Below are 26,288 nucleotides of genomic sequence, written 5' to 3'. Positions count from 1 at the left end.
GCCGCCGCGGTCCGCCCCGCGGACTCCGGCCCGCCGGCCGACGCCGCACCGCCGACGCTGTGGGGACGCCCGGCCCGCCCGATGTCGGCACGTACCGCTCGGATCGGCCTGCTCGGCGCGGGCGCGGTGCTGGTCGGCGAGGCGCTCTGGCTGTTCGCCGCGCTGCCCGCCGCGGCCGTGGTCAGCGACGTCGGCGCGCTGCTGGTCGCCGGCTGGGCGGCGGTGGCCTGCCGCGAGGCGGCCCGCCGGCACCCGGCGCCGCTGCGCCGGTTCTGGACGCTGCTGGCGGTCACCATGGCGCTCGCGGCGCTCGGCCGCGCGGTGTGGACGGTCGACCGGCTGCTCGGCGGCGACCTGCCGCACACCCCCCTGGTCGGGGCGATCTTCACCGCGGGCATCCTCACCGGCACCGGCGCGCTGCTCTGCTCGCTCGCCGCCCCGCGGACCGCCGTGGGGCGGGCCCGGACGGTGCTGGACGGGGTGATCGTCGGGCTCGCCCTGGTGCCGATCGGCTGGGTCGTGGTGGTCCGCGACGTGGCCGCCGCCGACCTGGCCGATCCGCTGCGTACGCTCGGGCTGCTCTTCCCGATGCTCGACCTGATGCAGCTGACCATCCTGGTCGCGGTGGCCCGGCCGGCGTGGCGGCCGATGACGGTGATCGGGGCCAGCCTCACCCTGCGGGCGGTGGCGGACACCGTCTACGTCTCGCTCGCCGTGCGCGGCGACTACTTCTCCGGCCACCCGATCGACCTCTGCTGGCCGTTGAGCTACCTGCTGGTCGGCGTGGCCACCCGGTATCCGCCGCCGCCGGAGTGCGACCACGCGGACGAGGCCGAGTCGCCGCTGCCGCCGTGGTGGCGGGTGGCGCTGCCGTACCTGCCGGTGGGTGGGGCGATCGCCGCGGTGGTGCTGGCCCGCCAACCCACCGGGCAGACCCCGCACCTGGTCTTCTACGGCATGATGGCGCTGCTCGCCGCGCTCGCGCTGCGGCAGGGGCTGGCCGCCAACGAGAACCTGCGGCTGGTGGTCCGGCTGCGCCGGCTGGCGTACGCCGACCAGCTCACCGGCCTGCCCAACCGGCTGATGTTCAACCGGAAGCTGCGCGGCGCGCTGCGCGACGGCCGGCCGGTCGCCGTGCTGCTCCTCGACCTCGACGGGTTCAAGCAGGTCAACGACCGGTTCGGACATGCCACCGGGGACAGCCTGCTGACCGGGGTCGCCGAGCGGATGCGGGCGGCGGTCGACGGCGACGGCACGATCGCCCGGCTCGGCGGCGACGAGTTCGCGGTGCTGGTCGACGGTGAGGGGCGGGTGCCGCCGGAGCGGCTGGCCGAGCGGCTTCTGGCCGCGCTGGAGCCGGCCGAGGACGACGACGGCGACCTGGGGCTGCACCCGTCGGCCAGCATCGGCATCGCCGAGTACGGCCCACAGCACGCCTCGCACACCGACCTGCTGCGCGACGCCGACATCGCCATGTACGCGGCGAAGGCCGCCGGCAAGTCCGCGTACCGGACCTGCACGCCCGCGCTGCGGGAGTCGGCGGTGACCCGGGCGGAGCTGATCGCCGACCTGCGCCGCGCGGTCGACGAGGGCCAGTTGCACCTGGAGTTCCAGCCGATCGTCGACCTGGCCACCGGGGCGGTACGCAGCGCCGAGGCGCTGGTGCGCTGGCGGCATCCCCGGCTGGGGCTGCTCAGCCCGGCCCGGTTCCTGCCGCTGGCGGAGGAGACCGGGTTGATCGTGCCGATCGACCGGTGGGTGATCCACGAGGCGTGCCGGGCCGCGGCCACCTGGCGGGGCCGGCGGACCGAGGCGACGGTGGCGGTGAACATCGCCGCCGCGCACCTGCGCCGGCCGGACCTGATCGCCACGGTGACCGCGGCGACCGCGAGCGCCGGCCTGGCGCCCCGGGCGCTCACCCTCGAGCTGACCGAGTCGGCGCTGATCGACGGCAGTGAGGCGGTGCTGGACCGGCTGCGCCAGCTGCGCGAGCTGGGCATCCGGATCTCCATCGACGACTTCGGCACCGGGTACTCGGCGCTGAGCTACCTGCACCGGATCCCGGCCACCGAGCTGAAGATCGACCGGTCCTTCGTGGCCCGGCTCGACACCGACGCCCGGGCGTACGCGACGGTGGAGATGGTGACCCGGCTCGCCGGCGCGTTCGAGCTGTCGGTGGTCGCCGAGGGGGTGGAGACCGAGCGGCAGCACGCCGCGGTGGCGGCGATCGGCTGCGTGCACGGCCAGGGCTACCGCTACGGCCGCCCCACGGGGCTGGCCCAGCTGCGCAAGGCGCTCGCCCGGACCTGAGCGGCCGGCCGCGCTCGATGCCGGTGGTCGAGGCGCTCAAGCCGGCGGCGGAGATCGCGCCCGCAGGAGCTGGCCGGCCGCCCGACAGGCCGGGTGGGCCGGCTCGGCTCGGGCGAGCCGCGGCGGTCGGGGTGACCGGCGTCGCAGAATCGGACTTGACCCTCACGTAACGGCAGGCCGGAGCCTGGTTTCCGGAAGGGAGGGAAACCATGGCGTACACGGTGGGACAGGTGGCCGGTCTGGCCGGGGTGACCGTGCGGACGCTGCACCACTACGACGAGATCGGGCTGCTCTCGCCGAGTGGTCGCAGCAGCACCGGCTACCGCCGCTACGACGACGCGGACCTGGAGCGGTTGCAGCACATCCGCTACTACCGGGAGCTGGGGTTCCCGCTGGAGGAGATCGCCGCGATCCTGGACGACCCGGCGAGCGACCCGACGGCGCACCTGCGCCGCCAGCACGAGCTGCTGACCGTACGGATCAAGCGGTTGCAGGAGATGGTCACGGCGATCGAGTTCGCGATGGAGGCGAGCAAGTTGAACATCCAACTGACCCCGGAGGAGCGGTTCGAGGTCTTCGGCGACTTCGACCCGGAGGCGCACGCCGAGGAGGCGGAGCGGCGGTGGGGCGGCAGCGAGGCGTACCGGGAGTCGAACCGGCGGGTGTCCCGCTACACCAAAGAGGACTGGCTGCGGATCAAGGCGGAGAACGAGGACTGGGGCCGCCGGATCGTGGCGCTGATGTCCTCCGGCGCGCCGGCCGACAGCCCGGCGGCGATGGAACTGGCCGAGGAGCACCGCCAGCTCATCAGCCGGTCGTTCTACGAGTGCTCGTACGAGATCCACACCGGGCTGGCCGACATGTACCTGGCCGACGAGCGGTTCACCGCGCACTACGAGGCCATCGCGCCGGGCCTGACGGCGTACCTCAGCGAGGCGATCCACGCCAACGCGATCAGCCGGGCGTGAGCACGCCGGTGCGGTCCCGGCTACGCTGGCCGGGCCGCACTGTCGTGAGCGTCGATCGGTGATCCGCCGGCGGGCTTGCACACCCCCCGAGGAGCCGCCGTGAACCGTCGCAAGCTGGTCGCCGCCGGTGCCGTCCTGGCCGTCGCCGCGGTCGTCGGCGGCTGGGCCGCCTTCGGCCGGTCCGAGCCGTCCACCGACCGGCCGGCGGCGGGCGCCGATCCGGCCGCCGTGCTGGTCGACGCCGCCGCGGCGGTCGACCGGGAGTCCTACCGGTTGACCGTCGGCTCCGGCACCGCGGGGGACGGCACCGTGCTGGTCTGGGATCCGCGCGCCCGGCGGGGCCTGGAGACCACCTCGCTGAAGGTGCCCGCCGGTGAGGTGAAGGTCGAGCGGCTGGTCACCGGGACGGACGCCTACGTGCGGGTGAGCGCTCCCGACCGGCGGGTGCCGGAGTGGGACGGCCGAACCTGGTGGCAGGTGCCGGTCGACGGCGGCCGGGGCCTGGACAACACCCGGCTGGCCAGCACGCTGCGAGCCCCGAGCGGGGTACGGCAGACCGGTGACCGCGAGTACGCCGGCACCCTCGACCTGCGGGGCAGCGCAGACGTGCTCGGAGAGGGGGTCGGCGCCGTGCTCGGTGACCGGGCCGGGGCGGTGCCGTTCACCGCCGCCCTGGACGAGCGGGGCCGGCTGGTCCGCTACCGGATCGAGCTGGCCGCCGAGCCGGGGCGGGCGGCGGCGCTGGAGCTGACGTACGCCGACTTCGGCCTGCCCGTCTCGGTGGAGAAGCCGGCCGCCGAGCTGGTGCGCGACGACCCGCCGGCCAACATCCCGGGCGTCTGAGCTACTCCTCGTACGCCCCGTCGCCGGGCGGCACCAGGTAGTCGTAGACGGTACGGGCGAGTCGGCGGACCGTCTCGTCGCCGGTGGCCATCGGGCCGCCGGTGAGGAAGGCGACAGCCGTCTGCGAGCCGGGGATCAGGTAGTAGCCGACGTCGTGCGACGCGTCGGGCAGGTCCCCGGTCTTGTGCGCCACCGGCACGCCGGGCGGCAGCGCGGCGGGGATCTTGGTGTTCAGGGTCTGCGCCCGCAGGAAACCGATCATCAGGTCGCGGGACGCCGGGGTGAGGATCTCGGCGTCCCACACCGCGCCGAGCAGCGAGACCACGTCGTCCGGGCTGGTGTAGTTCTCCTCGCCGCGCCGGGCCGCCTCGGTGTCGAGCATCTTGCGGGCCAGTACGGTCTCGCGCTGGTTCATCGCGTCGATCAGCGCGTTGACCGGGCCGAATCCGCCCAGGTGGTCGATCAGCACGTTCGCCGCCGTGTTGTCGCTGTAGATCACCATGTACTCGGCGAGCCGGTGCAGCGTGACCACCTGGGGGAACGTCTCGTACTGCAACTCGCCGGTGCCGTCGACCACGTCGGCCGGGGTGACCAGCACCCCGTCGGCCAGGGACTCCTGCCCGCAGTCCACCCGGCGCAGCAGCTCGACCAGGATCCACAGCTTGATCACGCTGGCCGCCTTGGGGCGGAACGTGCCGTTGACCGCGACCTGCTGGTGGCCGTACCGGCCGGAGAGGTCGCGGACGGCGACGCCGGCCGGGTTGGCGGTGGACCCTTCGACCACCCGGGCCAGTTGCCCGGTGAGCGGGAGCAGCCGCCGCCCGGCGGCCGGGTCGGTGGGCGGCTGCGGGTCGGTGACCACCGCGCCGACCAGCGCCGCCGGCCGGGCGCCGGGGCGGAACACCTCCACCACCCCGGGCACGCGCCCGACCAGCGGGATGTCGTACGCGTAGGTCGTCGCGCCGACGGTGACCTCACCGCTGGCCACCCGGCGGGCGACCCGCATGCCGGGGTCGGGGATCCGGCCGGTGTCGCCGGCGCAGCCGCGGTAGCGCACCGTGCGCGCCGCCGTGTCCACCGAGAACACCCCGCCCGGGACGGCGAGCCAGGCCAGCGTGGCCGCCGGGGGTGGCGGTGCGGTGGGCGGCACCGCCGGCCCACCGTCGGCCGCCGCCGGCCCCACCGGCCCGAGCAGAGTCAGCGCCACCAGGGCGGACAGCGCTCGCCGTGCCCATCGGGTAGATGAAGCCCTTTTGTCGGTTTTGCTCACGTTTGCACGATAAGGAGCGGTCAAGCCGGCCGGCGCCGGTGCCGGTGGCGTCACCCGTCCGGGTGCGGCGGCGGCGCGGTGGGGTCGGACCGGGGGACCATCACCGGGGTCGTCACCCGTTCCGAGGAGGTCCACGATGGTCATCGTCGCCGGCAGCCTGTACGTCGACCCGGCCGAGCGGGGCGCCTACCTGGCGTCCTGCGTCGAGACGATCCGGCAGGCGCGCTCCGCGCCGGGCTGTGTCGACTTCGCGATCAGCGGCGACCCGGTCGAGCCGGGGCGGATCAACGTCTACGAGCGTTGGGACTCCGACGAGCTGCTGCTCGCCTTCCGTGGTTCCGGTCCGGCCGAGGCGCAGGTGGCGGCGATCCTCGGCGCCGAGGTGCACAAGTACCGGATCGCCGCCGTCGAGGCCCCCTGACCGGCCCCGGCCGGGCCAGCGCCCGGTCGGGGCCGGCCGAGGGCCGGCAGGTCAGTGCCGCGACGGCGGGTAGCCGTAGCCGGGCAGCAGTCGCCCGGCGAGCAGGGCCGCGCCGAGCACGATCAGCACCGCCGGCAGCATGGTGTGCAGCGGGTAGCCGACGCCGGGGCCGGTCAGGCCGATGAAGGCGGCACAGACGGCGGCCGGCGCGTGCGGCGCCCGCAGCAGCAGCATGGTGACGACCGACGCCACCGCCGCCGCGCTGGCCGTCCACACCGACGGGCCCGCGACCGCGGTGACCGCCACCGCGACGAGGGCGCACGGCGGATAGCTGAGCAGCACCGCCGCCGGCCGGGCCAGCGGCGCGCCGGGCGCCAGTGCGAGCACCGCCGCCGAGGCGACGAAGGGCAGCGCGAAGACGTCCAGCCCGGTCACTGCCTCCACGGTGGCCAGCAGGACCGTCGCCCCGAGCAGCATGGCGCCCGCGCTCAGCGCGGCGCCCCAGGCCGCCCGCCGACCGGTGACCGGCGGGCGCAGGGTGGTGGCGGACATCCGGCTACCGGGCCCGGCGCAGGAAGCCGCGGATCAGGCCGGCGATCTCGTCGCCGTGGGTCTCCAGCGCGAAGTGGCCGGTGTCGAGCAGGTGGACCTCGGCGTCGGGCAGGTCCCGGGCGTACGCCTCGGCCCCGGCGGCGCCGAAGATCTCGTCGTGGCGGCCCCAGGCGACCAGCGTGGGCGGCCGGTGCTCGCGGAAGTAGCGCTGGAAGTCGGGGTAGGCGTCCAGGTTGAACTGGTAGTCCCAGAAGAGCTGGAGCTGGATCTCCTTGTTGCCCGGCCGGTCCAGGCCGGCCTGGTCGAGGGTCCAGGTCTCCGGGGCGATCCGGTCCAGCCGGTCGGCCGGCACGCCGTGGGTGTACTGCCATTCGGTGGCCTGCGCCGTGAGCAGGTCGCGGACCGCCGGCTCGTGGGTCGCCCGGTCCTTGGCGTGCGCGAAGAGCACCTCCCAGAAGGGGGTGAACCCGTCGGTGTAGGCGTTGCCGCTCTGCACGACCAGCCCGGTGACCCGGTCCGGGTTCCGGCTGGCGATCCGCAGGCCGATCGGGGCGCCGTAGTCGTGCAGGTAGAGGGCGAAGCGCTCGATGCCGAGGGTGTCGAGCAGCGCCAGGGTGATCTCGGTGAGCCGTTCGAAGCTGTACTCGAACCGGTCCACCGGCGGGGCCGAGGACCGGCCGAATCCGATGTGGTCGGGAGCGACGAGGTGGTACTCGTCGGCCAGCGCGGGGATCAGGTTCCGGAACATGTGCGAGCTGGTGGGGAAGCCGTGCAGCAGCACCAGCGTGGGCCGTGACGGGTCGCCGGCCTCCCGGTAGAAGACCTGCTGGCCGGCGAGGGTGACGGTGCGGTGACGGGTGACGAAGGGGGACATCCGAACTCCTAGACATCGAGAGAACGTTCGTTCTCCGGTTGCCTGCTACCGTAGGAGAACGACTGTTCTCCGCGCAAGGGGCTTTGACATGGACCACACGACGGCCGAGGCGCGCCTGCTCGACGCGGCCGACGCGCTCTTCTACGAGCGCGGCATCCAGGCGGTCGGCATGGACGCCATCCGGCAGGCGTCCGGGGTCTCGCTCAAGCGCACCTACCAGCTCTTCCCGTCCAAGGAGCACCTCGTCGAGGCGGTGCTGCGCCGGCGGGACCGGGCGATCCGGGAGCAGATCTCGGCGTACACCTCGGCTCGGGCGACGCCGGCGGAGCGCGTCCTGGCGGTCTTCGACTACCTGTACGACTGGTTCGGCCAGCCCGACTTCCGCGGCTGCGCGTTCATCAACTCGTTCGCCGAACTCGGCCCGGCGTCGGCGAACGTGGTCGACATCGTCCGCGCCCACAAGCAGGCGGTCGCCGACCACCTCGCCGCCCTCGTCGCCGCGGCCGGCCGGTCCCCGGCGCTCGCCGCGCAACTGCTGGTGCTGGCCAACGGCGCGATGGTCACCGCTGCCATCGTCGGCAGTCCGGAACCGGCGCGCGACGCCCGCGCGGCCGCGCAGCGGCTGCTCGACGCCGACCCGGCGACCTGACGCCCGGCCATCGCGCCCGTCGGCCGCTCACAGCGGTGGCGGGGTGGGTGCCGGCTCGGGCGGCAGGCCCGGCGCCAGCCGGCGCAGCGAGGTGAACGTCGGCACCAGCGCGTCGTAGAGCTCGGAGAAGAGCGGCAGCAGCGTCGCGTAGGTGGCGGCCGCCGCCGGGTCGGGCTGCACGGTCTGCTCGATCCGGACCAGGTCGGCGGCCACGTCGATCGAGGCGATCTGGCCCAGCGCCTGCATGCCCAGCAGCGCCGCGCCGAGGCTGGACCCCTCGTGCCCGGCCGGGAACCGCACCGGCATGCCGAGCACGTCGGCGAGGATCTGCCGCCACAGGCCGCTGCGGGCGAAGCCGCCGCTGGCCCGGACCTCGTGCACCTCGTTGCCGGCCGCCCGCACCGACGCCAGCACCAGCGCCAGCTGCTGGCAGACCCCCTCGATCGCGGCCCGCACCAGGTGCGACCGGCGGTGGCCGTGGGTCAGCCCCACGTACGCGCCGCGCGGCAGCGCGCTCCAGTGCGGGGCCCGCTCGCTGAGCAGGTACGGCAGCATGATCAGCCCGCCCGAGCCGACCGGGGCGCGGGCGGCCAGCGCCAGCAGCTCGTCCTCGGCGTCCTCGCCCAGCTCGGGGGCGAGTGCGTCACCGGCCCAGTCGAGCACCACCCCGCCGTTGTTGATCGCCCCGCCGACCACCCAGCGCCGCTCGGTCAGCGCGTAGCAGTACACCCCGCCGAGCGGGTCCACGCCCGGGTGCTCCACCACCACCCGCATCGCGCCGCTGGTGCCGATCGAGCAGGCCACCACCCCGGGGGACACCGCGCCGAGGCCCAGGTTGGCCAGCGGTCCGTCGCCGGCGCCGACCACCACCGGCGTACGCCGGGGCAGCCCGGTCGCCTCGGCCGCCTCGGGGGTCAGGCCGGGCAGCACGGCGGTGGTGGAGACCAGCCGGGGAAGCTGGGTGTCGGTGATGCCGGCGATGCCGAGCGCCTCGGCGTCCCAGGCCAGCCGGTGGATGTCCATCAGCCCGGTGCCGGAGGCGACCGAGTGGTCGGTGACCAGTTCGTCGCAGAGCCGCAGCAGGACCCAGTCCTTGATCCCCACCCAGTACGCCGACCGCCCGAACAGCTGCGGCTCCTGCTCGGCCAGCCAGAGCAGCTTGGGCAGCGGCGCCATCGGGTGCACCGGGGTGCCGGTACGCCGGTGCAGGGCCAGCCCGGACGGGACCGCGCGCAGCCGCTCGGCCTGTCGGCTGGCCCGGGCGTCGGCCCAGGTGATCGACGGAGTGATCGGCTCGCCGTCGGCGTCCAACCCGATCAGGCTGTGCATCGCGGTGCTGAACGCCAGCCCGGCCACCGGCCGCCCCAGGTCGGCCACCACCGCCCCGATCGCCTCCAGCACCGCCGCGTGGATCCGCAGCGGGTCCTGTTCGGCCCAGCCGGGTTGCGGCTCGTCCAGCGGATACGGCGAGCCGTACTGGGTGAGCTGGCGGCCCTGGGTGTCGTAGGCGACCGCCTTGGCGCTGGCGGTGCCGATGTCGACGGCGATCACGGCGTCGCGACGGCCACCCGTCTCGGTCACCGGCGCTCACCCCTTCCGCCCGCGCCGGCGTCACCGGCTGTGGCTGACGTTACCGAGCGCCGGGCCGCCCCGTGCCGGGAAAGCGAACGGCGGCCGCGGGCACGGTCAATCGGCGACGGGCTCCCGATCGGGGGTGTACGCGAGGGCCCGACCGGGGTGAGAATGCCGAGCAACGTGAATGTTTCTGGACGATGACGTCCGGCGGGGGAGGATGGCGTGACCGGTCCAGCTCTTCGCCTCGGTGCGGCGGTGGCCGCCCTGGGCATGGTCGTGTCCGGGTTGGTCGCCGGGTCGGCGCCGGCCGCCGGCAAGCAGCGCGACGGGCGGGGCTACTCCGCCGAGATCCGCCGGGCGTCCTACGGCGTCCCGCACATCACCGCGCACACCTTCGGCAGCCTCGGCTTCGGCGTCGGCTACGTCCAGGCCGAGGACAACCTCTGCGTGATCGCCGAGAAGGTGGTCACGGTCAGCGGCGAGCGGTCCCGCTGGTTCGGCGCGAGCGGCCCGACCGACGCCAACGTGCGCAGTGACCTGTTCTTCCGCAAGGCGATCGAGGACCGCGCGGTCGAGCGGCTGCTCGACGGCCGCCGCGACGGCGTGCACTCGCCGTCCGACGACGTCCGGGACCAGATCCGGGGCTTCGTCGCCGGCTACAACCACTACCTGCGCCGGGTCGGCGGCGCGGCGAACCTCACCGACCCGGCCTGCCGGGCCAAGCCGTGGGTACGCCCGCTGACCGAACTGGACCTGTGGCGGACCACCTGGGCCAGCATGATCCGCGCCGGCTCGCGCGCGCTGCTCGACGGCATCGTCGCCGCCGCCCCGCCGACCGCCACCGGCCCGGCCGCCGCCCAGGACGCGCCGGGCGCCGCCGCCGTGCTCGCTTCGGTCGACGGCGCGCCGGCCGGGGTCGGCAGCAACGCCTACGGGCTCGGCGCCGGGGCCACCACGCACGGCGGCGGGATGGTGCTGGCCAACCCGCACTTCCCCTGGGACGGGGCGGAGCGGTTCTACCGGATGCACCTCAAGGTGCCCGGCCGCTACGACGTGGAGGGCGCCGCGCTGATCGGCGACCCGATCGTGGAGATCGGGCACAACCGCACCATCGCCTGGAGCCACACCGTCTCCACCGCCCGCCGCTTCGTCTGGCACCGCCTCGCCCTGGTGCCCGGCGACCCGACCTCCTACTACGTCGACGGCCGGCCGCGGAAGATGACCACCCGCACGGTCACCGTGCAGGTGCCGAACCCGGCCGGCGGCACGGTCCCGGTCAGCCGCACCTTCCACGACACCCACTACGGGCCGGTGGTCGTGGTGCCCGGCAGCTTCGACTGGACGACCGAGGCCGCGTACGCCGTGACCGACGTGAACGCCACCAACAACCGGGCCTTCGACGGCTGGTTGCAGATGGGCCGGGCGAAGACGGTCCGTGAGTTGAAGCGGGTGCTGGACCGTTACCAGTTCCTGCCCTGGGTGAACGTGATCGCCGCCGACGCCCGCGGCGAGGCGCTCTACGCCGACCACTCGGTGGTGCCCCGGGTCACCGACGACCTCGCCGCCGCCTGCATCCCGGCGCCGTTCCAGCCGCTCTACGCCAGCAGCGGGCAGGCCGTCCTGGACGGGTCCCGGTCGGCGTGCGCGCTGGGCGCCGACCCGGACGCGGCGGTGCCCGGCATCCTCGGCCCGGCGAACCTGCCGATCCGGTTCCGCACCGACTACGTGACCAACTCCAACGACAGCCACTGGCTGGCCAACCCGGAGGCGCCGCTGGTGGGCTACCCCCGGATCATCGGCCGCGAGGGCAGCCAGCGCAGCCTGCGTACCCGGCTCGGGCTCGACCAGGTGCAGCGGCGCCTGGCCGGCACCGACGACCTGCCGGGCACCCGGTTCACCACCGGCCGGCTCTGGCAGACGGTGTTCGGCAACCGCGTGTACGGCGGCGAACTGGTCCGCGACGACCTGGTGGCGCTCTGCACCGCCCAGCCGACCGCGACCGCCTCCGACGGCACCACCGTCGACCTGCGCGACGCCTGTGCCGCGCTGCGGGGCTGGGACCTGCGGGCCGACACCGGCAGCCGGGGCGCCCACCTGTTCACCGAGTTCGCCCTGGCCGGCGGCATCCGGTTCGCCGACGCCTTCGACCCCGCCGATCCGGTGCACACCCCGGCCCGGCTGGCCACCGCCGACGCGGGGGTGCTGCGGGCGCTCGCCGACGCCGTCCGCCGGCTCGCCGGCATCCCGCTGGACGCCCGGCTCGGCGACGTCCAGACCGAGCCGCGCGGCGACCAGCGTATCCCGATCCACGGTGGACCGGCCGAGGCCGGCATCTTCAACATGATCATCAACCCGTTGCGCCCCGGCGTCGGCTTCCCGAAGGTGGTGCACGGCTCCTCCTTCGTGATGGCCGTCGAGCTGGGCCCGGACGGGCCGTCCGGCCGGCAGATCCTCACCTACTCGCAGTCGACCAACCCGAACTCGCCCTGGTACGCCGACCAGACCCGGCTCTACTCGGGCAAGGGCTGGGACACCGTCAAGTACACCGAGGCGCAGCTGCGGGCCGACCCGAACCTGCGCACCTACCGGATCTCGGAGGGCCGCCACCGCTGACACGCCCGAAGGGGTAGAAGCCACGCACCAGAATCGACTTGTCGTCCAAATTGGTCCGCCGATCGGGTGATTCGCCCGAAGTGGCGTGTCCGGGCCGGACGCCGCCGGAGTTAACACGTGTGACACCCCGGTTGGTTGTCTGCGCGGCGAAGGAGTCGGCGTGGCGAGGACTGATTCGACGGGTTCCACATGGCGGTACCGGTGGGCGCACCGGCAGAACGAACGGCGGCTGCGGTCGTACCGAGGCGCCGAGACCGCATGGCGGCGACGCGACGACGAACTGCGCCGGTTGCGGAGCCTCGCCGAGGAGTTCCACGGATCGGCCGCCGCCGGCGCCGGGCTGCCGCTGGAGCTCGGCCCCGGCGAGGTGGTCCTCTGGGCGCTGCCCGCCGCCCAACTGGTCGAGGTCCGGCACACCAGCGTGCTCCCGGCCCCCGACCTGACGGTCGCCGCCGACGCCGCGCCGCTGCGGCCCCGCCGGCCCGACGGGATCCGGGTCGCCGACGCCGGCATGGCGGTGATCACCAACCGGCGGCTGGTGCTGCTCGGCGGGCGCGGCCGGCGCGACTGGGCGTACGGCCGGATGACCGGCCTGGCCCACGACCCGGCGGCCCCGGTGACGCTGATCCAGGTGCTGGACCGCCGGCGCACCTCCGGGCTGATGCTGCCCGCTGACGCCGCCGCGGACTTCCGGTTCAAGCTGACCCTGGCCTTCGCCGACGCCATCGAGCAGCGCGACGCCGTCATCGCGCAGCTCGACGAGCTGATCGCCGAGCACGCGCAGCTCAAACCGATCCGGCCGGGCATCGCCACGCCGGCGCAGGCCCGGCTCAGCGCGATGCTGCCCGGCGGCCGCCGCACCGTGGCGGTCGCGGCGGCCATCGCCGTGCTGGTGCCCGCCGCGCTCATCGAGTCGGACCCGTCGGACCCGACCCGCCCCGAGGTGGCGGCCGCGGCCACCCCCGCGCCGACCGCCGCGCCGCGGCTCGGCCCGTCGGTGCCGCCGGTCGCCGCGGCCGGCCCGACGGCGAAGCCGAAGCCGAAGCGCACCACGGCACCCGCGCCGGCACCGTCGAGGACGACCTCCGGGGAGCGGCTCTGCGGCGCGCCGGCGAACCCGATGGGGTACGACTTCTGCGGCGGCTACCGGATCCGCAAGCCGGACGCCGAGGTCTGCGACTGGTTCGACTGCGTGCCGCAGTTCTGGGCCGGGCGGGGCTACCTGGTGCAGTGCCGGGACGGGGCGGTCAGCCTGGCCGGCGGGCAGCGCGACGCCTGCGCCGGGCACCGGGGCGTGCGCCGTACCGTCTGGACCTGAACGGGCCGCCGGCCGGCTCCCGCCGGTCGGGTCAGCGGCCACCTGTCGCCGCCCGTGAGACCCTGAGGCATCGCCATGACTCTCAGGTATCACGCTCGGCAGGGCGCGGCTCGGTGAGCCGCTGCAGCGGGAGCAGGCCGACGAGGATGAGGGCCGCGCCGAGCGGCAGCAGGTCGAGGTTGACCGCGATCGGCAGGAAACCGAGCAGCACCAGCACCGGGCTCCAGCCGGGCAGCAGACGCGGCCGGACGCTCGCCGCCTGCACCAGCAGGGTGAGGATGCCGACCTGGAACAGCAGCGGCCCGAGCAGCATCGCCGGGTCCGGCAGCGGCGCGGCGTCGGAGAGCCGGGGGAACAGGTCGCCGAGGATCACCCAGAGGAACCCGGCGGCGCCGGCCAGGCCGAGCGCCGTCGCGACCTCGGTGAGCGGTCGCTGCCGTGGCGCGGCCCGGCGCAGTAGCCGCCGCAGCCCGACCAGGAGTACGGCGAAGAGCACGAACGCCACCAGGAAGAGGGTGTGCCCGACGTTCCACGCCCAGCCCGGTCCATGGTGGCCGTCCAGCCCGTCGACCAGGCGCAGCAGGCCGTAGAGGAGCAGGAGCGCCGGCGCCCCGAGGGCGGCGGCCGGGACGAGCTTCGCGGAGGTCCGGGGGTGGACGGTCGTCATGTCCACCAGCGTTGCCGGGCGACGGCGTGGTGGCATCGGGGTCTTCCCGTACCGGCCCCGGACCCGGCGTTCCTCAGGGTTGGCCGGCCAGAGTATTTCGCTCCGATTCGGCCCTGATGTCCGGAATGATGGGCGGATGGAGATCCGCTCCGACGACGGCGCCCGGGTGAGGATCCGCCCGGTCGGCTACCAGCCGGGTGTGGCGCCGCCGGTCCACCCCGACGAGGGCTGGGACGACTGGCTCCTCGTCGAGACGGACGCCCGCACCGCCGACGGGCAGGCGTGGTCGCACCTGGAGCCGTGCCTGACCGTGGCCGAGGCGGCGGCGCTGAGCGGCTGGCTGCGGTGGCGTGCCGAGTCCGCGGCCGACCCGGCGGCGCCGCCGGCGGTGGTCCGGTTCACCGAGCCGAACCTGACCTTCCGGAGCCGGGTGATCCGGCGCCGGCGGGTGGAACTGGTCGTCGAGTTCTCCTACGAGTCGCTGCCCCCGTGGATGCCGCGGCGGCCTCTCGGCGCGGTGTATCCGCTGCCGCTGACGGTCTCGGCCGACGCGCTGGCCGCGGCCGCCGAGCAGTGGGCGCGGGAGGCCGAGGCGTACCCCCGGCGCGTCGTCTCGTAGCCGGGACGGCCCCGGGTTCCGCGGTCGCCGGGGGCCAATTCTCTCCTTTCCGGAACAACGCGGATATATCGATCGTCATGCGTGTCCTGTCGACGGGACGAGCGGTTGTACCAGACGTGACGGCGACATCACCGGCCACCATCCGGGACGCGGCGCCGGCGGAAGCCCGCTGGCGCACCACCTGGTCGGAGCGCGAGAACGACCGGCGGCGGCGCGCGTACGACGCCGAGACCGCTGCCTGGCTCCGGCGGCACGACCAACTGGTGCGGCTCCAAATAGAGGCGGCCAGCTTCCTCGGCTGCACCCAGCCGCGTACCGGCCTGCCGGTGGACCTCGCCGACGACGAGGTCGTCTACCGGGTGCTGCCCACCGCCGAACTGGTCGAGGCCGAGGCCCGGCACGTCGCCGGCCTGCCCACGCCCGGCCTGGCCGGTGCCGCGACCGGCCCCGACGGCGCCGACCGGGCTCTGCCCAGGGGTGTGCGGTCGGTCGACGCCGGCATGGCGGTGGTGACCAACCACCGGGTCGCCTTCGCCGGGCGGGCGCACCGGCGCGAGTGGACGTACCCGGACCTGGTGGGACCGGCGCACCACCCGGACGCCCCGCTCACCCTGCTGCACCGCACCGACGGCGGGCGGCTCGCCGGGCTGCTGGTGCCGGCCACCGCGGCGGTGAACTTCCGCTTCTACCTCACCCTGGCCTTCGCCACCGCCGGCGGGCGGCGTGCCACCCTTGCCGCCGAGGTCGACGACCTGCTCGACGCCCACCGGCGGGCGCGGCCGGTGCCGCCGCCGGTGGCCGAGCCGGCCCACGCCCCGCTGACCGCGCGGCGTCCCGACCGCCGGGTGGCCGCCGCCACCGTCCTGGCCACGTTGGCGTTCGGCACGCTGACCGCCGGTGGCTTCGACGCCGAGCAGCCCGGCCCGACGTACCGGGCGCAGGTGGGCGGCTCCGCCGCCGCGGACGCGGCGTCGACGCCGCTCGAACTCGTCGCTCCGCCGATCCCCGGCGAGCCGGCGGACGGCGGCGCGGCCGCGCCGGTGACCGGCGAGCCCGCGCCCCGGGCCACCGGCGGCGCCGGACGGCACCGGTCGACCCGGCCCACGGCCCCGGCGAGCCGGCGGCCGTCCGTCCCGCCGGCGATCGCCGCGCCCGCCCCGGCGCCGCCCACGGTCGCGCCGCCGCCGACGAGCGCGCCCGCCCCGACCACCGCCCCGCCGGTGGCCCCGACCACGCGCCCGAGCACGCCGCCGACCACCGCCCCGGCGTCGTCGGATCCCGGCTCGCTGCTCACGCTCTGCCTGGACCCGCTCCAACTGCCGCTGCTGGATCCGCTGCTCTGCCCGTCGCCCAGATCCTGACCCGTGGGTCAGGCGCCGAAGTCGGGGACGGTGATGGTGCCGTCCGTGCCGAGCGGGAAGCCGGGATTCCAGGCGATCTCCCAGACGTGGCCGTCCGGGTCGGCGAAGCAGCCGGCGTAGCCACCGTAGAAGGTCTCCCGGGCCGGGCGGGTCACCTCGGCACCGGCGGCCGCCGCCGCGGCGATCAGGTCGTCGACCTCGGCGCGGGAGCGGACGTTCTGCGCCAGCGTCATCCCGCCGAACCCGCCGCCGCCCGGGTCGTCGACGCCCGCGTCGTCGGCCAGCTTCGCCCGGCCCCACAGCACCAGCGCCAGCCCGCCGGCCTGGAAGAAGACCGTCTCCTCGACCTCCTGGCCGCGCCAGCCGAGCCGCTCGTAGAAGGCCCGGGCCCGGGTCACGTCGGCGACCCCGAGGGTGACCAGGCTGATCCGCTGCTCCATGCCGCCAACCTAACCGGGATCACTGCGCCGCGTGGCAGACCGCCTCGACGTTGTTGCCGTCCGGATCGCGGACGAACGCGCCGTAGTAGGTGGGGTGGTATTCCGGCCACACCCGGGGCGCGTGCAGCACCTCGGCGCCGGCCGCGACGGCGGCGTCGTGGAACGCCCGCACGGTGGCGCGGTCGGGCGCGGTGAACGCCAGGTGCACCTCCCGGGCGGCGCCGGCGGTGGTCGTCGGGCCGAGCCAGAACTCGGGCCGCTCGACGCCGTAGCCGATGACGTTGGGGAACTCCAGCAGCCGCCGGCCACCCAGCGGGGCGAGCACCGCGTCGTAGAAGGCCGCGCTGGCGGCCACGTCGCGGACCTGGACGGACAGATGGTCGATCATCACAGCTCCTTCGCAACCGGCGTCGCTGGCACGCTAGCGCCGGGGTGCGACACGGACCAGGTCACCGCACCGTCCACAGCGGGCGGGGTCCGGTTCGTGCCGCCAGGCTTCCGAACCGTCGAGCCACCCGTCCGCCGACGCCCCCACGGCCGGCGACCGCTGACTAGGGTGGGGCGATGCCCCGCTTCGCTGTCGGTCTACCCAACGTCGGGCCCTTCGCCGACGCCGCGACCCTGGTCGAGCTGGCCGTCGCGGCCGAGGAGCGGGGCTGGGACGGCGTCTTCCTCTGGGACCACGTGCTCTACCACGAGCCGGACTGGCCGGTGGTGAACCCGGTCGTGGTGACGTCCGCGATCGCCGCCCGCACGACCCGGATCAGGCTCGGGGTGCTGGTGACCGCGCTGCCCCGGCGGCGGGTGCAGATCGTGGCGCGGGAGACCGCCACGCTGGACACGCTCTCCGCCGGCCGGCTCGTCTTCGGGGCCGGCATCGGGTCGATGGACCTCGAGTACGCGGCCTTCGGCGAGGATCCCGACCTGCGGGGCCGCGGCAGGCGGCTCGACGAGTCACTGGAGCAGCTCGCGGCGCTCTGGTCGGGTCAGGAGGTGCCGCTGCCGTCGGGCGAGCGGGTGCGGATGCTGCCGACCCCGGTGCAGCGCCCCCGCATCCCCGTCTGGTGCGCCGGCCGCTGGCCCAACCGTCCCGGCTTCCGTCGCTCAGCACGGTGGGACGGGTTCATGGCGACCTTCCGCGACGCCGGCCGGGACGTCCCGGTGCCGGTCGAGGACTTCGCCGACGCGGTACGGTTCGTCGCCGCCGAGCGGGGATCGCTGGACGGGTTCGACGTCGTCCTCGAAGGCTGGACCACGCCGCAGAACGCCGAACGGGTCGTCGCGCCGTACGTCGACGCCGGGCTGACCTGGTGGGTCGAGGCGATGGGGTGGTGGCGCGGCGGCGTGGACGCCGCCCGGGAACGCATCCTGGCCGGCCCGCCCCGCTGACCCCCGACCGCTGCCGACGGACGCCGGCCCGGACCCGGGCGGCCGACGGACGCCCGCCGCCGGCTCAGTGCTGGCCGGCCATCCGGTCGGCGAGCCGGTCCAGCGCCGGTACGGCGGCGAGCACCGCCGCCCGGTCCGCCTCGTCCAGCTCGGACAGTGCGGCGGCGAGCAGCTCCCGCCGGTGCCGCCCGTACGCGGCGATCCGCTCCCGGGCCGCGTCGGTCAGCTCCAGCCGGACGCTGCGCCGGTCGGCCGGATCCCGTTCCCGGTGCAGCAGGCCGGCCCCGGTCAGCTCGCCGACCAGCGTGCTGACCGTGTTCGGCGCGGTGCCCAGCCGCTCGGCGGCCTCCCGGACGCTGACCCCGGGTTGGCGCTGCACCAGCCGGAGCACCTCCACCTGGGCGTCCGGCAGGGCCACCCGACCGGCCCGCTGGATGGCCCGCCGGCGCAGCGCCCGGTGCAGCTCGCCGACGGCCCCGCCGAGGCGATCGACCATCTCGTCGGTCACAGTCCGCCCTCTCCACGCTGCGATAGCTCTGGAATCAGAGCTATCGTAGCCGGGCTGAGCCACCGGGGAGAGGACAGTCATGTCGCAGACCACCGCGCCGCCCGTACGCCCGGACGAGCGCGTCGCCGCGCCGACCGGCCGGGCCGCCGCCGTGCTGCTGGTGCTGCTCGGCACGCTCACCGCGTTCGGGCCGCTCTCCCTGGACACCTACCTGCCGGCGTTCCCCGAGATGACCCGCGACCTGGCCGCCAACCAGGCCCGGATCCAGCTCTCGCTGACCACCTGCCTGGTCGGCATGGCCCTCGGCCAACTGGTCACCGGCCCGCTCAGCGACCGCTGGGGGCGCCGCCGCCCGGTGCTCGCCGGCGTCGGCGCGTACGCCCTGCTCTCGCTGGCCTGCGCGGCCGCGCCGACCGCGGAGATCCTGGCTGCGACGCGGTTCGCGCAGGGCTTCGCCGGTGGGATGGGGGTGGTGGTCGCCCGCGCCGTCGTCCGGGACCTCTACGCCGGCCGGGACGCCGCGAAGTACTTCTCCCGGCTCACCCTGATCTTCGGCATCGCCCCGATGGCCGCCCCCGCCTTCGGCAGCCTGGTGCTGCGCTTCGGCGACTGGCGTACGATCTTCGTCGCGCTCGCGGTGATCGGCGCGCTGCTCGCCGCCGCCGTCGCCTGGCGGCTGCCCGAGACGCTGCCCGCCGCGCGGCGCAGCACCGGCGGTCTTGCCGCCACGGCCGCCGCCGGCCGCGCCCTCTTCACCGACCGGATCTTCCTCGGGTACGCGCTGACCCAGGGACTCGCCTTCGCCGGGCTGTTCGCCTACATCTCCGGGTCGTCCTTCGTCTTTCAGGACGTCTTCGGCGTCTCCGCCGCCGGGTTCAGCGCGATCTTCGGCCTGAACGCGCTCGCCCTGGTCGCGGTCGGCCAGCTCAACGCCCGGCTGCTCGACCGCTTCGAACTCCGCCCGCTGCTGATGCGCGCGTTGGGTGTGAGCGTGCTGGCCGCCGCCGCGGTGCTCGCCGGCGCGCTGCTGGACAGCCTGCCGCTGGTGGCGGTGGCGCTGTTCGCCTTCGTCGGGTCGCTCGGCATGGTCACGCCGAACGGCACCGCGCTCGCCCTGGACCGGCACGCCGCCCACGCCGGCACGGCCGCCGCGCTGCTCGGCGCGATCCAGTCGGTGGTCGGGGCGCTGGCCGCGCCGCTGGTCGGGCTGGGTGGCGAGGGCAGCGCGCTGCCGATGGCCGTGGTGATCGCCGGCGCGGCGGTCGCCTCGCTCACCACCGTCCTCACCCTGGCCCGCCCGCGCTCCCGACGCTGACGACCGTCGCAGGAGAACTCTCCGACGGGACCGGCCGCAAGGGCTGATAAGTGTTATCCCAAGAGGGCGGATAACCCTTATATCGGTGCCCTGCCCGCAGCGATCGGCGACCGCCGCCTGCCGCCGCCGTCCGTGACCCCGGTTACCCTCCGGGAGGCTGCCAACCGATTCAGCCGCGACCACACGAACGCTCGCGAGCAGCGCTGGCACCGCGGCCGCAGCCCGCCACGCTGTTTGCACGCTGTTTCCACGGTGCTTCCACGCGGCGCTGCAATCGTGGATGTCGATCCGGAAGGGGCGCGTCGCAACCCCAGCTGCGGCGCGACCCTCCCGGCAGACGAGGGGAGTGGGCCACCGGGGCGTTCGGGTGCAGTTGTTGTCGTCCCAGCGACAACAACTGCACCCAGAGCGCACGAAGCCCTCGCGGACCTGGCGGCCTGCCGGCGCCCCACCTCGCCTCGTCGACATCAATCCGGGACGGGTGCACCGCAACGCACCGGTCCCGGCCATCGACCAGCGGCTGGATCGTGGCGCCGAACGGCTCGTGCCGACCTTCGGGGGATGGGCGCCGGCACCGACGGGGGCCAGCCGCTGGCCAACGGAGAGGCATCGGAATGCAGATCGAACCGCTGGTGAACCCCGATCGGGGAGGTGTGCGCCGGGTGACCCGACGAATGGGCCGGCGCGGCCTCGCCCTGGCGCTGGTCGCGACGACGGCGCTGTCCCTGCCGATCACCCCGGCCAGCGCGGCCGAACCCGCCGCGGAGACGCCGGCCGCCGCCGCGGCGGCGGTGCCGATCGCCGCGTCGGAGGTACGCAACTACGCCTGGTTCAACCAGAAGACCGAGAGCGACATGCACGCCGGAGTCGCCGCGCACGTCACCCGGCTGATCAACGCCGCCGCGCCCGGGGCGACGCTCTCGCTCACCCTCTACTTCTTCAACCGCCAGGAGATCGTCGACGCGCTGCGCTCGGCGGCCGCCCGGGGCGTACGGGTGCGGATCGTCATCAACGGCAGCCAGGTCGGCAGCGCCCACTACAACGCGCTGAAGGCGATCCCGACCGCCCGGGTGGTCGCCTGCGGGCAGCGGCGATCCGACGGGCAGTCCACCCGCGGCTGCGTCACCCGCCGGACCGGGGCGTCGCCGCTGCACAACCCGCCGCTGCTGCACGACAAGTTCATGACCATCTCCCGGGTGCAACTGGCCGGCGGCGGCACGGCGAGCAACGTCCTCTACGTCTCCTCGGCGAACCTCGACCACTACCGGGCGTACGAGAACGCCATCACCATCAGCCACGCCGGCCTGTACAACGCCTACCTGAGCTACTTCAACGACCTGATGAGCTACGGCGCCTCCGGGCGGAACAACCCGAACTACGGCCGGACGACCACCGTCGGCGCGCACCGGCTCTACACCTTCCCGCGCCGCGAGGCCGCCGGGCGTACGCCGGGCAGCGCGAGCAACGACCCGATCGCCAGCCTGCTGCGCTCCACCGACTGCTCCGGCGGGACGCGCATCGACCTGGCCAACTTCCGCATCCAGCGAAGCGCCGTGGTACGGGAGCTGAAGGCGGCGCGCAACCGCGGTTGCCAGGTGCGGATCGTCACCGGCGCCAAATCCGGCCGGCCGCACGACGCGGGCGCCCCGATGAAGGCCCTGGTCGACCTGGCCCGCGCGATGCCGGTGCACCTGTGCGGCTACACCGCGGCCGGGGGCGTCCCGATGCACGAGAAGTTCATGATCATCCGTCGGGGCAGCCAGTCGACCCTCTACACCGGCAGCCACAACCTCACCTACCGGGCGCTGCGGCAGAACGACGAGAACATCCTGGCGCTGCGCAACCACCCGCTCGCCGCGCCGTTCCAGCAGCGCTTCGAGCAGCACCACAGCACCTGCCTGCGGTGGACACCGCCGGCCGGCACCACCGGCACCGCCTCGGCCGAGGACGCCGGCTGAGTAGTCCGCTACCGGAGGGCCGGCCCGGCTGCGGCCGGCCCTCCGGGCGCTCAGCAGGTGGTCGCCCGGCCGTAGCGAGGCGAGTCGACCCGCTCGGTCCGGTGCTCAGGCCGTGGTCGCCCGGGCCGGCAGCGAGCCCGATCCGCTCGGTCCGGTGCTCAGGCTGCGGTCGCACCGGCCAGCAGGGCGCGGACCCGGTCGGCGTCCGGATGGTCGAGGTCGGTGAGGATGTCCAGCGCCTGCCGCCAGGACTCCCGGGCGGCGGCGCTGTCCCCGCCGGCGTGCTGGGTCTCGCCCAACTGGCGCAGGGTGACCGCCTCGTTCATCCGGTCGCCGAGCTGCCGGTAGAGCCCCAGCGCCTGCCGGTAGCAGGCCAGCGCCTCGCCCGGGTCGACCTGCCGGTAGGCGTACCCGAGGCTGTCCCAGGCGCCGGCCATGCCCACCGGGTCGCCGAGCCGCTCCAGCAGCGCCAGCGAGCGGCGGCAGTGCGCGACCGCCGCCGCGTGGTCACCCAGCAGCGCGTGGCACCAGCCCACCGAGTTGTGTGTGTTGGCCACCCCGCGCTCGTGCCCGGCGCGCTCGAACAGCTCCAGCGCCGCCAGGTCGTGCCCCAGCGCCGCACGGACGTCACCCTGCTGCTCGCACAACCAGCCCAGGCTGCGCCGGGTGAACCCCTGCCCGACCAGGTCACCCAGCCCGCCGAACAGCTCCAGCGCCCACCCGTAGTGCTCCCGCGCGGCGGCGAAGTCGCGCAGCCGCACGTGCGCGCCGCCCAGGATCCGGTGCGCCTCGGCCTCGGCCGCCCGGTCGTCCTGCCGGCGCGCCGCGGCCACCGCCGCCTGCCCCACCCGCACCCAGTCCCGCCAGTGCCCACGCCGGGCGAGGAAGTTCGCCGCGGCCCAGGCCAGCCGCCACACGTGCCCGTCCAGGCCGGCCCGCTCGGCCCGGTCCAGCGCGGCGAGCAGCACCGGGTGCTCGGCGGTGAACCAGGCCAGTGCGGCGTCGCGGTCCGCGAACACCTCCGGTCGCACCCCGGGCGCGGTCGCGGCGGGCGCCAGCGGGTCCCGGTGCGGCCAGAGCAGCCGGTCCGCGGCGAGCGCGGTGTGCAGGTAGTGGTCGAGCACCCGGCGCAGCGCCGCCCGTCGCCCGCCGTCGTCCGCCAACTCACCGGCGTACGCGCGCAGCAGGTCGTGCAGCGCGTACCGGCCGGGCAGGTGCTCGACGAGCAGGTGCGCCGCCGCCAGCTCGCGCACCGCGGCGCGTACCTCCTCGGGGGGCGCGGCGGCGAGGCTCGCCGCCGCCGCGACCGTGACCTCCGGGCCCGGGTGGGCCGCCAGCAGCCGGAACAACCCCGCCGCCGATGGCGTCAGCCCGTGGTACGACCAGGAGAAGACCGCCCGGACGTCGGCGCCGCCAACCGCGAACGCGTCGAGCCCGCCACCGCCGCCGCGCAGCTCCCGGGCGAGCGCGTCGAGGGTGAACTCGGGATGGCTCGCCGCCCGGGCCGCCACGATGGCCAGCGCCAGCGGCAGTCGTCCGCACGCGTGGACGATCTGCCGGACCGCGTCCGGTTCGCCGGCCAGCCGGGCGGCCCCCAGCCGGCGGCCGACCAGCTCCCGCGACTCGCCGTCGGTGAGCAGGTCGAGCCGCAGCGGCCGGGCGCCCTCGGCGACCACCAGGCCGGGCAGCTGGTTGCGGCTGACCACCACCGTGGCGCAGCCCGCCGCGCCCGGCAGCAGCGGGCGGACCTGGTCGGCGTCGCGGACGTTGTCCACCACCACCAGCACCCGCCGGTCGGCGAGCAGGCTCCGGTAGAGCCCGGTCTGCGCCTCCAGGGTCGCCGGCACCCGGTCGGGCGGCACGGCCAGCGCGTCCAGGAAGCCGCGCACCGCCGTACCCGCGCCGAGCGGGGTGCCGTCCGGGTCGTAGCCGCGCATGTCCACGTACAACTGGCCGTCCGGGAAGTCGCCGCGCAGCGCGTGGGCCAGGCGTACCGCGAAGAGCGTCTTGCCGACCCCGGCCAAGCCGCTGACCAGCACGGTGGGGGAGCCGTCGGCGGGGGAGAGCAGCAGCCGGCGGGCGGCGGCGAGATCCTCGGCGCGGCCCACGAACTGCGGCGGATCGGGCGGCAGCAGGCAGGGCCGCGCCAGCTTCACCGAGTCGGCGGCCTCGCGTGGCGACGGTACGAGCCGGCGGAGGATGTCCCGCTGGAGTTCCTGGAGTTCCGGGGCGTCCAGCCCGCGTTCGCCGAGCAGGACGACGCCCTCCCGGCACACCTCGGCCGCCTCGTCCACCCGCTGCTCGGCGTAGAGCGACAGCGCGAGCAGCCGCCGTACCGCCTCGTCGTAGGGGTCGTCGGCGAGGGCGGTGGCGAGTTGGGCGACCGCCTCGGCGTGCCGGGCCAGCGCGGCCAGCCCCTCGGCGTAGCCGCGCCGGGCCGCCCGGCGTCCCGCCTCCAGCCGCGCGGCCCGCGGCCGGACGAACGGGCGGTCGGCCAGGTCGGCGAAGGCCGGACCGCGCCACAACGCCAGCGCGTCGTGCAGCAGCGCCACCCCGCGCTCGACCAGCGCGGGCTCGCCGGCGGTGACCAGCCGGCGGCCGTCGGCGCACCAGCGCTCGAAGCGGTCCGCGTCAAGGGTCTCGGGTGGCACGTCGAGGCAGTAGGCGGCCCCTGCGCCGGAGCCGACCGTCCTGATGACCGGTGTGTCGGCTGCCGGGCCCGACGCAGGTGCCACGCCAGATCCGGTCTTCAACGCGCGGCGCGCCCTCCGGTCCGCTTCTGTCAGGCGCGGACCACGCTCCGCCTTCCGCGCAGACCGCTCGCCGAGCGCCGATTCCGGCGCGAAGGGCTCGCGGAGTGCCGCTTTCGGCTCGGAGGGTTCGTCGAGCGCCGTTTCCTGGGCGGAGGGCTCGCCGGGTTTCGCTTGCGGCGGGTGGTGCTCGCCGCTCTCCGCTCTTAGCGCGGGGTGCGGATCCCGTTCCGCTTGCGGCGGGTGGTGCTCGGCGGGGTCCGCTTCGAGGGCTCGGCGGAGGTGGGAGATGTGGCTGCGGAGGGTGGCCCGGGCGCCGGCCGGCGGCGCCGCGTCCCACAGCAGCTGGACGACCCGGGACGCCGGTACCGCCTCGACCAGGAGGATCGCCAGCAGTTCCACCAGCTTCGGCCCCAGCCGGACGGGCCGGCCGCCGTGCGTCACCTGCACCGGGCCGAGCACGCTGATCCGCAACACCCAGGACCCACCCTCCCTTGTGGCGTATCGACTACCGTAGTGGCCCGTCGGGTGACGATGCGTACACCGCGACGGGTGTCCCGGATGCCGGTCGGTGAGCCGGCGACGCGTAACGCGCGGGCGGCTGGTGGCGGATTATGCGCTCGCGGCGGCGGTGGCCCGGCGGTAGCGTCCCGGCGTGAGCCGCACCGTGACCCTCGTCCTGCTCGACGCCGCTGGCGCGCCGCTGGGCGCCCTGCCGCCGTTCGAGGTGCCCACGCCCTGGTGGCAGGACATCGCCCCGGTCGTCGAGGCGGCCCGTGAGCGCTACGCGGTCGACGTACAGGTGCTCCGCCTGCTCGGCGGGGACGACACCGGCACCATCGGCGGCGCGGTGACGTACCTCGGACAGGTGAGTGACCCGCCGACCACGCCGCTGCGGCCGGCGGCGGTGGAGCTGACGGCGGACCCGCTGCGCGCCGCCTACGCCGAGCCCGGCGGCCCGGCCCGCAGCCTGGCGTGGGCGACGGCGCAGCTGCGACGGCTCGGCCGGCCGGTGCGGACCGTCACCCAGCAGCGCACCTGGAACCTGTCGGCGATCTGGCGGCTCGACGGCGCGGGCGGGACGGCGTGGCTGAAGCAGGTGCCGGTGTTCTTCCGGCACGAGGCAGCGGTACTGCGCTGGCTCGGCCGGGCCGTGCCGGGACGCACCTCGACGCTGCTCGCCGGCGACGGCGACGGGCGGATGCTGCTGGAACACGTGCCCGGCGAGGACCGGTACGGGGCGCCGATCGAGGAACGGTTGGCGATGGCGGCCGACTACCACCAGGTGCAGGTGCGGTCGGTGCCGGACGTGGCGGAGCTGGTGGCGGCGGGGGTGCCGGATCTGCGTGGGGCCGTTTTGGCTGCCTGGATCCGCGGTCACCTTGCCGCTCACGACACCGCGTCGGTGGATTCACTGCTGGCCGGCTTGGAGGGGCGACTGGACGAGGTGCGGCGGTGCGGGCTGCCGGAGACGCTGGTGCACGGGGACCTGCACCCGGGGAACGTGCGAGTGTGCGGGGACCAGCGGGTGGTGATCGACTGGGGGGACGCGTTCGTCGGGCACCCGGCGTTCGACGTGCTGCGGTTGTCCGAAGGGCTTCCCGACGCCGCCGCGGCCTCGGTCCTCTCCGAGTGGTGCGCGCGGTGGCGGGCCGACGTGCCGGGGTGTGCGCCGGAGCGGGCCGTGGAGCTGTTGCGGCCGGTGGCGGCGCTGCGGCTGGCGGCGGTGTACGCGATGTTCCTGGCCGGGATCGAGGCGAGCGAGCGGGTTTACCATGCGACGGACGTCGACACCTGCCTGAAGCAATCCGACGCCGAGTAGTCAAGCGGCCCATGAATCGAGAACCGGTTCAAACCTCTGGCCAGATATAGGGAGAGGTATCCAGGG

22 protein-coding genes are annotated in these 26,288 nt (G+C 75.1%); 13 read left to right on the top strand and 9 right to left on the bottom strand.

From position 1 onward, the window contains the following. The first annotated feature begins 81 nt into the window (after nt 1-81). From Q3W71_RS04775 to Q3W71_RS04765, 3 genes are all read left to right on the top strand, one after another. On the top strand, nt 82-2,310 hold the full coding sequence (locus Q3W71_RS04775) for a bifunctional diguanylate cyclase/phosphodiesterase (protein ID WP_302918041.1): 2,229 nt from the start codon (nt 82-84) through the stop codon (nt 2,308-2,310). A gap of 209 nt (nt 2,311-2,519) precedes the next feature. Then, the gene (locus Q3W71_RS04770) at nt 2,520-3,278 is read left to right on the top strand and encodes a MerR family transcriptional regulator (protein ID WP_302918040.1); all 759 of its coding nucleotides are present in this window, start codon (nt 2,520-2,522) and stop codon (nt 3,276-3,278) included. Between the two features lie 99 nt (nt 3,279-3,377). Next, on the top strand, nt 3,378-4,121 hold the full coding sequence (locus Q3W71_RS04765) for a hypothetical protein (RefSeq protein ID WP_302918039.1): 744 nt from the start codon (nt 3,378-3,380) through the stop codon (nt 4,119-4,121). 1 nt (nt 4,122) lies between these two features. Here the strand turns inward: Q3W71_RS04765 and Q3W71_RS04760 are convergent, their stop codons facing one another. Further along, nucleotides 4,123-5,391 carry a serine hydrolase gene (locus Q3W71_RS04760; protein WP_302918038.1) on the bottom strand — a complete coding sequence of 423 codons (1,269 nt, stop codon included), beginning with the start codon at nt 5,389-5,391 and terminating at the stop codon, nt 4,123-4,125. Nucleotides 5,392-5,527: 136 nt separating this feature from the next. Between Q3W71_RS04760 and Q3W71_RS04755 the strand changes: the two genes are divergently transcribed. Further along, on the top strand, nt 5,528-5,812 hold the full coding sequence (locus Q3W71_RS04755) for a putative quinol monooxygenase (protein ID WP_302918037.1): 285 nt from the start codon (nt 5,528-5,530) through the stop codon (nt 5,810-5,812). A gap of 51 nt (nt 5,813-5,863) precedes the next feature. On the opposite strand, the gene Q3W71_RS04750 is transcribed toward Q3W71_RS04755, so the two are convergent. Then, on the bottom strand, nt 5,864-6,364 hold the full coding sequence (locus tag Q3W71_RS04750; protein WP_302918036.1) for an HPP family protein: 501 nt from the start codon (nt 6,362-6,364) through the stop codon (nt 5,864-5,866). Nucleotides 6,365-6,368: 4 nt separating this feature from the next. Next, nucleotides 6,369-7,238: an alpha/beta fold hydrolase gene (locus Q3W71_RS04745; protein WP_302918035.1), complete on the bottom strand. Its 870-nt coding sequence runs from the start codon at nt 7,236-7,238 to the stop codon at nt 6,369-6,371. A gap of 88 nt (nt 7,239-7,326) precedes the next feature. On the opposite strand from Q3W71_RS04745, the gene Q3W71_RS04740 reads away from it, so the two are divergent. Beyond that, nucleotides 7,327-7,887, top strand: coding sequence for a TetR/AcrR family transcriptional regulator (locus Q3W71_RS04740; RefSeq protein ID WP_302918034.1), 561 nt, complete (start codon nt 7,327-7,329; stop codon nt 7,885-7,887). Between the two features lie 27 nt (nt 7,888-7,914). On the opposite strand, the gene Q3W71_RS04735 is transcribed toward Q3W71_RS04740, so the two are convergent. Continuing rightward, on the bottom strand, nt 7,915-9,468 hold the full coding sequence (locus Q3W71_RS04735; protein WP_302918033.1) for a gluconokinase: 1,554 nt from the start codon (nt 9,466-9,468) through the stop codon (nt 7,915-7,917). A gap of 264 nt (nt 9,469-9,732) precedes the next feature. Here Q3W71_RS04735 and Q3W71_RS04730 point away from each other — a divergent pair, with 264 nt between their 5' ends. Both Q3W71_RS04730 and Q3W71_RS04725 read left to right on the top strand, forming a co-directional pair. After that, nucleotides 9,733-12,075 (top strand): acylase, encoded by a 2,343-nt coding sequence (locus Q3W71_RS04730; RefSeq protein ID WP_302918723.1) that lies wholly within the window; start codon nt 9,733-9,735, stop codon nt 12,073-12,075. A gap of 160 nt (nt 12,076-12,235) precedes the next feature. After that, entirely contained in the window at nt 12,236-13,393 is a 1,158-nt protein-coding gene (locus tag Q3W71_RS04725) for a hypothetical protein (RefSeq protein ID WP_302918032.1), read from the top strand. 82 nt (nt 13,394-13,475) lie between these two features. Here the strand turns inward: Q3W71_RS04725 and Q3W71_RS04720 are convergent, their stop codons facing one another. After that, nucleotides 13,476-14,060 carry a hypothetical protein gene (locus Q3W71_RS04720; RefSeq protein ID WP_302918031.1) on the bottom strand — a complete coding sequence of 195 codons (585 nt, stop codon included), beginning with the start codon at nt 14,058-14,060 and terminating at the stop codon, nt 13,476-13,478. Between the two features lie 136 nt (nt 14,061-14,196). Here Q3W71_RS04720 and Q3W71_RS04715 point away from each other — a divergent pair, with 136 nt between their 5' ends. Next, complete coding sequence (locus Q3W71_RS04715) at nt 14,197-14,679, top strand: hypothetical protein (protein ID WP_302918030.1); 483 nt, start codon at nt 14,197-14,199, stop codon at nt 14,677-14,679. A gap of 116 nt (nt 14,680-14,795) precedes the next feature. After that, nucleotides 14,796-16,040: a hypothetical protein gene (locus Q3W71_RS04710; RefSeq protein ID WP_302918029.1), complete on the top strand. Its 1,245-nt coding sequence runs from the start codon at nt 14,796-14,798 to the stop codon at nt 16,038-16,040. 8 nt (nt 16,041-16,048) lie between these two features. Here Q3W71_RS04710 and Q3W71_RS04705 read toward each other — a convergent pair whose 3' ends face one another. Continuing rightward, on the bottom strand, nt 16,049-16,480 hold the full coding sequence (locus Q3W71_RS04705) for a VOC family protein (protein ID WP_302918028.1): 432 nt from the start codon (nt 16,478-16,480) through the stop codon (nt 16,049-16,051). Nucleotides 16,481-16,499: 19 nt separating this feature from the next. Continuing rightward, nucleotides 16,500-16,868, bottom strand: a complete 369-nt coding sequence (locus Q3W71_RS04700; RefSeq protein ID WP_302918027.1) for a VOC family protein — start codon at nt 16,866-16,868, stop codon at nt 16,500-16,502. 176 nt (nt 16,869-17,044) lie between these two features. On the opposite strand from Q3W71_RS04700, the gene Q3W71_RS04695 reads away from it, so the two are divergent. Then, entirely contained in the window at nt 17,045-17,869 is an 825-nt protein-coding gene (locus tag Q3W71_RS04695) for an LLM class flavin-dependent oxidoreductase (RefSeq protein WP_302918026.1), read from the top strand. A gap of 64 nt (nt 17,870-17,933) precedes the next feature. Here Q3W71_RS04695 and Q3W71_RS04690 read toward each other — a convergent pair whose 3' ends face one another. Further along, nucleotides 17,934-18,365 carry a MarR family winged helix-turn-helix transcriptional regulator gene (locus tag Q3W71_RS04690; RefSeq protein ID WP_302918722.1) on the bottom strand — a complete coding sequence of 144 codons (432 nt, stop codon included), beginning with the start codon at nt 18,363-18,365 and terminating at the stop codon, nt 17,934-17,936. A gap of 91 nt (nt 18,366-18,456) precedes the next feature. Here Q3W71_RS04690 and Q3W71_RS04685 point away from each other — a divergent pair, with 91 nt between their 5' ends. Next, on the top strand, nt 18,457-19,692 hold the full coding sequence (locus Q3W71_RS04685) for a multidrug effflux MFS transporter (RefSeq protein WP_302918025.1): 1,236 nt from the start codon (nt 18,457-18,459) through the stop codon (nt 19,690-19,692). A gap of 662 nt (nt 19,693-20,354) precedes the next feature. Beyond that, nucleotides 20,355-21,650, top strand: a complete 1,296-nt coding sequence (locus tag Q3W71_RS04680; protein ID WP_302918024.1) for a phospholipase D-like domain-containing protein — start codon at nt 20,355-20,357, stop codon at nt 21,648-21,650. Nucleotides 21,651-21,808: 158 nt separating this feature from the next. Here Q3W71_RS04680 and Q3W71_RS04675 read toward each other — a convergent pair whose 3' ends face one another. Next, nucleotides 21,809-24,301: a BTAD domain-containing putative transcriptional regulator gene (locus Q3W71_RS04675; protein ID WP_302918023.1), complete on the bottom strand. Its 2,493-nt coding sequence runs from the start codon at nt 24,299-24,301 to the stop codon at nt 21,809-21,811. A gap of 754 nt (nt 24,302-25,055) precedes the next feature. On the opposite strand from Q3W71_RS04675, the gene Q3W71_RS04670 reads away from it, so the two are divergent. Beyond that, nucleotides 25,056-26,222, top strand: coding sequence for an aminoglycoside phosphotransferase family protein (locus tag Q3W71_RS04670; RefSeq protein ID WP_302918022.1), 1,167 nt, complete (start codon nt 25,056-25,058; stop codon nt 26,220-26,222). Nucleotides 26,223-26,288 lie beyond the last annotated feature (66 nt).

It is taken from the genome of Micromonospora sp. C28SCA-DRY-2 (assembly GCF_030519475.1).
Taxonomy (GTDB): domain Bacteria; phylum Actinomycetota; class Actinomycetes; order Mycobacteriales; family Micromonosporaceae; genus Micromonospora.
Note: the sequence above shows the minus strand (reverse complement) of the source record. Positions and strands in the feature narration are given on the sequence as shown.